This window comes from Serratia sp. Je.1.23.a (genome assembly GCF_051129805.1).
Lineage (GTDB): Bacteria > Pseudomonadota > Gammaproteobacteria > Enterobacterales > Enterobacteriaceae > Serratia > Serratia liquefaciens.
In genome coordinates, this window is record NZ_JBCPSR010000005.1 from 385,411 (window position 1) to 392,984 (window position 7,574).

Here is a 7,574-nt window from a genome sequence, read left to right on the forward strand (position 1 = left end):
GATAGCATGGCCGGGCAGCCCGAAGGCGACGGCCATAACTGGAGAGAACCCTTAATGAACAATTGGAAAACCAGCGCAGAGCAGATCCTGATGGCCGGCCCGGTAGTCCCGGTGATCGTCATCAACAAATTGGAACACGCGATCCCGCTGGCGAAAGCCCTGGTAGCCGGTGGCGTCCGGGTATTGGAAGTCACCCTGCGCACCGCCTGCGCAATGGACGCGATCCGTGCTATTGCCAAAGAAGTGCCTGATGCCATCATCGGCGCCGGTACCGTCATCAACCCGCAGCAGCTGCAGGAAGTGACCGATGCCGGGGCGCAATTCGCCATCAGCCCTGGCCTGACTGCCGATCTGCTGCAAGCGGCCATGGCCGGTTCAATCCCGTTAATTCCGGGTATCAGCACCGTGTCTGAACTGATGTTGGGCATGGATCATGGGCTGCGTGAGTTTAAATTCTTCCCGGCGGAAGCCAACGGCGGCGTGAAAGCACTGCAGGCGATCGGCGGCCCGTTCCCGCAGGTACGTTTCTGCCCGACCGGCGGTATTTCACCGAGCAACTACCGTGACTATCTGGCGCTGAAAAGCGTGCTGTGCATCGGCGGCTCCTGGCTGGTGCCGGCGGATGCGCTGGAAAGCGGCGACTACGCACGCATCACCGAATTGGCGCGTGCCGCCGTTGCGGGTGCAAAAGCTTAATGCTATCGGGCGCGGCGTGCCGCGCCCTTACGTCGCTGCCGAGGTAGCAGGCAGTGCCACCCCGCTGCGCTGGCTAAAACGCCGTTTCTTGCGGTAAGCGAAGACATCTTCCACATGCCCGTCACGAATGCGCTGCTGCAGCCCGCGCCAGTAATCGGCTTCGAACAGGTCGCTGTGCAACTCTTCAAACACCTGCCGAATGCGCCGATCGCCACACAGAAAATGCCTGAACTCCTCCGGGAATACATCGTTCGCCGACACGCTGTACCACGGCTCGCTGGCCAGTTCATCTTCCGGGTAACGCGGCGGTGGAATATCGCGGAAGTTCACCTCGGTCATATAGCAAATTTCATCGTAATCGTAGAACACCACCCGCCCGTGCCGGGTCACGCCGAAGTTCTTGAATAGCATGTCGCCAGGGAAGATATTAGCGGCAGCCAGTTGTTTGATCGCATTGCCATACTCTTCGATGGCGTCGCGCATCTGCTGCTCATTGGCCTGCTCCAGATACAGGTTCAGCGGCGTCATGCGCCGTTCCATATACAGGTGCTTGATCACGATGCGATCGCCCAGATCCTCCAGCTTGTCCGGCACTTCACGCTGCAATTCAGCCAAAAGCTCCGGGCTGAGGCGCGCCTTGTCGACGACAAAATTCTCGTACTCTTGGGTATCCGCCATGCGCCCCACGCGGTCGTGTTCTTTCACCAACTGGTAACAGGCCATCACCTGTGCCTGCGTCACCTCTTTTTGCGGTGCGAACTCGTCTTTGATCACCTTGAACACCCGATCGAACGACGGCAGGGTAAACACCAGCATCACCATGCCTTTCACCCCCGGCGCGATGATGAACTGCTCCTGCGAGCCGGCCATAAACGTCAGGTATTCACGGTAACATTCCGTTTTACCGTGCTTCTGGCAGCCAATCGCCATATACAGTTCGGCGGTGGTTTTGCCCGGCAGTATTTCTCGCAGCCACTCGACCATCGCTGCCGGAAGCGGTGCGTAAACCATAAAGTAAGAACGTGCGAAACCGAAGACGATACTGGCCTCGGCCTTACTGGTCAGGCAGGTATCGATAAACAAGGCACCGGAATCGCTGTGATGGATCGGCAGCAGGAAAGGATAGACCGTATCCGCCACCCGCAGCTTACCGACCAGCCAGGCAGCCTTGTTACGGTAAAAGAGCTCATTGGCAATCTGGAACGTCGCCCCCGCCAACTGCTGCGCGCTAAAGCTCTGTTGCAACGCCAACGTGATGTAATCAATATCACGCGACAAGTTTTCCCAAGGTAGCCGCAGAGGTAAATCGGTCAGCAGGTTGTACAGCATCGCCGATACATCACCGCCAGCAGTGAAATTGCGCGACAGCGGACGCGGGATATCGCGAAAGCGTCCCTCGGGCTGGGAGCTGAAAACAAACAGCTTTTCCGGCGTTAGATCCCGGTGTTTGAACAGGCGGCAGTAAACCGAATTGAAGAAGCTTTCGGCGATCTCAAAGCGTGGATACTCCGGCAACAGCTCGGTGTACACCGCCTTCACCCGGCTGGGGAAATCCGTATCAAAGGACTTTTGCCCCGTGATGCACTTCAGTTGCTCCACCACCAAACCGACGTGATGGTCATACAGGTGAATACGCTTTTTCATCGCCTGTTGCACCGCCGGCCAGTCTGCTCGCTCAAAACGCTGCTGCGCACCGGCAGTCACCTCAAGGAAGCGGCCATATTGCGCATCAAAACCCTGCAGTATCGTCTGTGCGATCAACAGCTCCAGTTTCGCCGCCATCCTTACCTCCCGCCAGAAAATAGAGCCCGCATATGCAGGCTCTGGGTTAGGTTTTTTCAGCGTTGCCGCCTCAGAACTGCTGTTCTTCCGTCGAACCGGTCAGCGCCGTTACCGAAGAAGCACCGCCCTGAATGATGGTAGTAACCTTGTCGAAATAGCCGGTACCCACTTCCTGCTGGTGCGATGCAAAGGTGTAACCGCGTGAAACGGCATCGAATTCCGGTTTCTGTACCTTCTCGACGTAGTGCTTCATGCCCTCGCCCTGTGCATAAGCGTGCGCCAGGTCAAACATGTTGAACCACATGCTATGGATGCCCGCCAGCGTGATGAACTGGTACTTGTATCCCATCGCCGACAGTTCTTCCTGGAAGCGGGCAATCGTCTGATCGTCCAGGTTCTTTTTCCAGTTGAACGACGGTGAACAGTTGTATGCCAGCAGTTTGCCTGGGAATTTGGCGTGAATGGCATCAGCGAAACGCTTGGCTGCCTGCAGATCCGGCGTGGAGGTTTCGCACCACACCAGGTCAGCGTAAGGGCAATACGCCAGACCACGGCTGATCGCTTGCTCAATGCCGGCATGGGTACGGAAGAAACCTTCCGCTGTACGTTCGCCGGAGACAAACTCGCTGTCGTATGGATCGCAGTCTGACGTCAGCAAATCGGCCGCATCGGCGTCGGTACGTGCGATGACCAGCGTTGGCACACCGAGCACGTCTGCAGCCAAACGGGCGGCTACCAGCTTCTGAATCGCCTCCTGGGTTGGCACCAGCACTTTACCGCCCATATGGCCGCACTTTTTCACCGCCGCCAATTGGTCTTCGAAATGCACCCCGGCAGCGCCGGCCTCAATCATGGCTTTCATCAGCTCAAAGGCATTCAGCACGCCGCCAAAACCGGCTTCGGCATCGGCGACAATCGGCAGGAAGTAGTCGGTGTAACCCTTACTGCCCGGTTCAATTTTATTGGCCCACTGGATCTGATCGGCACGGCGGAAAGTATTGTTGATACGTTTAACCACCGCCGGCACGGAATCAACCGGGTACAGCGACTGGTCCGGGTACATGGCCGACGCGGTGTTGGCATCCGCAGCGACCTGCCAGCCAGACAGATAAATCGCCTCAATGCCGGCTTTGGCCTGCTGCAATGCCTGCCCGCCAGTCAGCGCACCCAGGCTGTTGACATAGCCTTTGCGTGATTTACCGTGCAGCAGTTCCCACAGCTTGGCGGCACCGTTTTGTGCCAGCGTGCAGACCGGATTGACCGAGCCGCGCAAATTAATCACGTCTTCAGCGCTGTATGGGCGCGTGATGCCTTCCCAGCGAGCCGATTTCCATTCCTGTTCCAGTTGTTGAATCTGTTGAGCACGAGAGGTAGACATAATTTTTATCCTTTTCAATAATGTAGGGTTAATGGTCAGGAACAGGTTCAGGCCAGAAGCTCATAGCCGGGTAAGGTCAGAAAATCGATTAATTCGTCTTGCGTAGTGATACGTTCCATCAGGCGCGCAGCTTCTTCGAAACGGCCAGCGTTAAAGCGCGCCTCACCCAATTCTTCACGTACCACCAACATCTCTTCTTTCAGCATCTGGCGGAACAGCGCCTTGGTGACCAACTGGCCATCACTCAGGCTCTTTTGGTGATGGATCCACTGCCAGATTGAGGTACGGGATATTTCCGCCGTCGCCGCATCTTCCATCAAGCCGTAAATCGGTACGCAGCCATTGCCGGAGATCCAGGCCTCGATGTATTGCACCGCCACGCGAATATTGGCGCGCATGCCAGCTTCGGTCCGTTCGCCATCGCAGGGTTCCAGCAGTTGCGCGGCGCTGATCGGCGCATCGTTTTCACGCAGGACTTCCAGCTGATTTCGACGTTCGCCGAGCACTTTGCTGAACACTTCCATGACGGTATCCGCCAACCCCGGATGCGCCACCCAGGTGCCGTCATGGCCGTTATTGGCCTCCAGCTCTTTATCCGCCCGTACCTTGTTCAATACCCAGGCATTTTTCTCGGCATCTTTGCTAGGGATAAACGCGGCCATGCCCCCCATGGCAAAAGCGCCTCGCTTGTGGCAGGTCTTGATCAGCAAGCGGGAGTAAGCACTGAGGAACGACTTGTCCATCGTGACCGACTGGCGATCTGGCAGGACCCGGTCAGCGTGGTTTTTCAGCGTTTTGATATAGCTGAAGATGTAATCCCAACGGCCACAGTTCAACCCGACGATATGATCGCGCAGGTGGTAAAGGATCTCGTCCATCTGGAATACCGCCGGCAGCGTTTCGATCAATACCGTGGCCTTGATGGTGCCGCGCGGCAGGGAGAAACGATCCTCGGCAAAGCTGAATACTTCACTCCACCAGGCCGCCTCCTGCCAGGATTGGGTTTTCGGCAGGTAGAAATAAGGGCCGCTGCCTTTTGCCAGCAATTGACGGTAGTTGTGGAAGAAATACAGTGCGAAATCGAACAGACCGCCAGGGATCGCTTCGCCCTGCCACTGCACGTGTTTCTCCGGCAAATGCAGGCCACGTACGCGCGCTATCAATACCGCTGGATTAGGCTTCAACTGATAAATCTTGCCGGCTTCATTGGTGTAAGAAATGGTGCCATTCACTGCATCATGCAGGTTGATTTGCCCATCGATCACTTTGTCCCAGCTCGGCGCCAGTGAATCTTCGAAATCCGCCATAAACACCTTCACATTGGCATTCAGGGCATTGATCACCATTTTGCGTTCAACCGGCCCGGTGATTTCGACCCGACGGTCGCGCAGATCCTCGGGTATGCCGCGGATCTTCCACTCTCCATTTCGAATGGAATCAGTTTCCGAAATAAAGTCCGGGAGTTCGCCCTGATCGATCTTCTGCTGCCAACAGGCACGCGCAGCCAAAAGCTTATTGCGCTGCGGAGTAAATTTACTCACCAGATCCGCCAGGAATTCGACCGCGTCATCCGTCAACACCTGCCGTTCAGCAGCGGTAAAACCCTGCGTAAACGTTAACTCCGTGCCTGCTATCTGTTGCGTCATTGTCTTGCTCCTTCGCATCATTGTGCACCGCAGCTGCAAGTCAGGCGGGCACATCTTCATCAGAAATCAGTGCGGATCAGGATGAATAAAATGATCCTCAACTGGTCAGATCTCATCTCGCTGGATCTAAGAATACTCAACTAAAAATAAAAATCAAAAACGATTTCCATTTTATTATTAAATATTTTATTAACCTTTTATTATCAATTGGTTATTAAAAATAACAATACCAGAGGGTAAGGAAACCGGTTCCATTCCCTGCCGATGGTTATATCAAGTGTTTGTTAGATAATGAGTTTTAGTAAGAATGGCAGATAAATAAGGAGAAACGCGCTGGGAGAGGAGTGCCGGCGGCCTCGATTCAGCCGCCGGTTAAAGCAAAAAATGTTATTCCAGGGTCGGGTTCATATGACGCAGATCGTAAGGTGTGATCTGGTAAACGTAGTAGTTAAGCCAGTTGGCGAACAACAGGTGGCCATGGCTGCGCCAGGTCGCTTTGGGGGTAAGTTCGGGGTTATCGTCGGGGAAGTAATTGAGCGGCACTACCGGGTTGAGACCTGCTTCGTTATCGCGACAGTACTCACCGGCGAGCGTCAGCGCATCATACTCTGGGTGCCCAGTCACGAACGCCAGCCGTTTATCCTTGCTGGCGAACAAATAGGCCCCGGTTTGCTCCGACTCGGCCAGGATATCCAGATCCGTGTACTGCCGAATAATCTCGGTAGGGAAATCCGCATAGCGTGAATGGGGTGCTAGGAAGGTCTCATCAAAACCACGCGTCAGCAAGGCATGCTGCTGCAAGGTTTGGTGCTGGTAAACGCCAGAGAGTTTCACTTCACGCGTCATCTTCGGGATGCCATACAAAATATTCAAAGCGGCCTGCACGGCCCAACAGACAAATAGCGTGGAGGTCACGTGATTCTTGGCCCAATCTATTACGCGTTCAATCTGCGGCCAGTAAGCAACGTCGCAGAAATCAACCAACCCTAGCGGGGCCCCCGTCACGATCAGACCATCAAAGTTCTGATCCTGGATGTCTTCAAAATCACAGTAAAAGTTGTTCAGATGCTCCGCCGGCGTGTTCTTTGACTCGCGGCTGTCGATACGCAGCAACTGGATATCGATTTGCAAAGACGAGTTAGAAAGCAGACGTAAAAACTGATTTTCCGTCTCGATCTTCTTTGGCATCAGGTTAAGGATCAGCACTTTCAACGGCCTGATTTCCTGTGTTTTTGCCCGTGAGGATGTCATCACAAAGACATTCTCATTGCGCAAGAAACTTACTGCAGGTAACTCATCAGGAACACGAATCGGCATTGCTTAATCCCCACACATCCGTTTAAACGTTTAGACTTCTAGATGCCCGAAGATAGCGGTTTTTTACCGTAATGTCGAGTGTTCAACGGAAAGGTGAAAATGTTTCATCGCGGCGATGACGGGAGGTTAAACGTATTTTTGGACGCTAAAAAGCAAAAAGGCCATCCTTACGGATGGCCTCTTGGCATAATTGATGCCTGGCAGTGTCCTACACGATTCGTCTCATCCTGAGACTCACCCCTTCGGGGCCGCCGCAAGCGGCGTTAAAGCCCGTTCCCGACGGGCTTTTCGCATGCCCATGCTCGAGCAGAACGACATACAGCAGATAAAACAAAAAGCCCTACGCTTTCACGTAGGGCTTGTTGCTTTATTTGATGCTTGGCAGTGTCCTACTCTCGCATGGGGAGACCCCACACTACCATCGGCGCTACGGCGTTTCACTTCTGAGTTCGGCATGGGGTCAGGTGGGACCACCGCGCTATTGCCGCCAAGCAAATTCTTTTAATTCTTTTTTGCCGAACTTCTAAACCCACTTTAAATAAAGTGGTGCTGATACCCAGAGTCGAACTGGGGACCTCACCCTTACCAAGGGTGCGCTCTACCAACTGAGCCATATCAGCACACTAATTTGATGCCTGGCAGTGTCCTACTCTCGCATGGGGAGACCCCACACTACCATCGGCGCTACGGCGTTTCACTTCTGAGTTCGGCATGGGGTCAGGTGGGACCACCGCGCTATTGCCGCCAGGCAAATT

Annotated in this window: 5 protein-coding genes, 1 tRNA gene and 2 rRNA genes; 1 reads left to right on the forward strand and 7 read right to left on the reverse strand. The window is 54.5% G+C overall.

Going from position 1 to position 7,574, the window contains the following annotated elements:
* Positions 1-54: 54 nt before the first annotated feature.
* Positions 55-696, forward strand: a complete 642-nt coding sequence (locus AAZT04_RS19100) for a bifunctional 4-hydroxy-2-oxoglutarate aldolase/2-dehydro-3-deoxy-phosphogluconate aldolase (protein WP_434681350.1) — start codon at positions 55-57, stop codon at positions 694-696.
* A 27-nt stretch (positions 697-723) separates the two neighbouring features.
* Here the strand turns inward: AAZT04_RS19100 and aceK are convergent, their stop codons facing one another.
* The 7 genes from aceK to rrf (AAZT04_RS19135) form a co-directional block, all read right to left on the reverse strand.
* Positions 724-2,478, reverse strand: coding sequence for a bifunctional isocitrate dehydrogenase kinase/phosphatase (gene aceK, locus AAZT04_RS19105; protein ID WP_434681352.1), 1,755 nt, complete (start codon positions 2,476-2,478; stop codon positions 724-726).
* A gap of 70 nt (positions 2,479-2,548) precedes the next feature.
* On the reverse strand, positions 2,549-3,856 hold the full coding sequence (gene aceA / locus AAZT04_RS19110) for an isocitrate lyase (RefSeq protein WP_020837214.1): 1,308 nt from the start codon (positions 3,854-3,856) through the stop codon (positions 2,549-2,551).
* Positions 3,857-3,903: 47 nt separating this feature from the next.
* A complete protein-coding gene (gene aceB / locus AAZT04_RS19115) occupies positions 3,904-5,502 on the reverse strand; it encodes a malate synthase A (protein WP_187961994.1) in 1,599 nt (532 codons plus the stop codon).
* A 387-nt stretch (positions 5,503-5,889) separates the two neighbouring features.
* Positions 5,890-6,819: a homoserine O-acetyltransferase MetA gene (gene metA, locus AAZT04_RS19120; protein ID WP_041415044.1), complete on the reverse strand. Its 930-nt coding sequence runs from the start codon at positions 6,817-6,819 to the stop codon at positions 5,890-5,892.
* Between the two features lie 376 nt (positions 6,820-7,195).
* Positions 7,196-7,311: ribosomal RNA gene (rrf, locus tag AAZT04_RS19125) — 5S ribosomal RNA — on the reverse strand.
* Between the two features lie 52 nt (positions 7,312-7,363).
* Positions 7,364-7,439, reverse strand: a tRNA-Thr gene (locus AAZT04_RS19130).
* 13 nt (positions 7,440-7,452) lie between these two features.
* Positions 7,453-7,568, reverse strand: a 5S ribosomal RNA gene (rrf, locus tag AAZT04_RS19135).
* Positions 7,569-7,574: the final 6 nt, after the last annotated feature.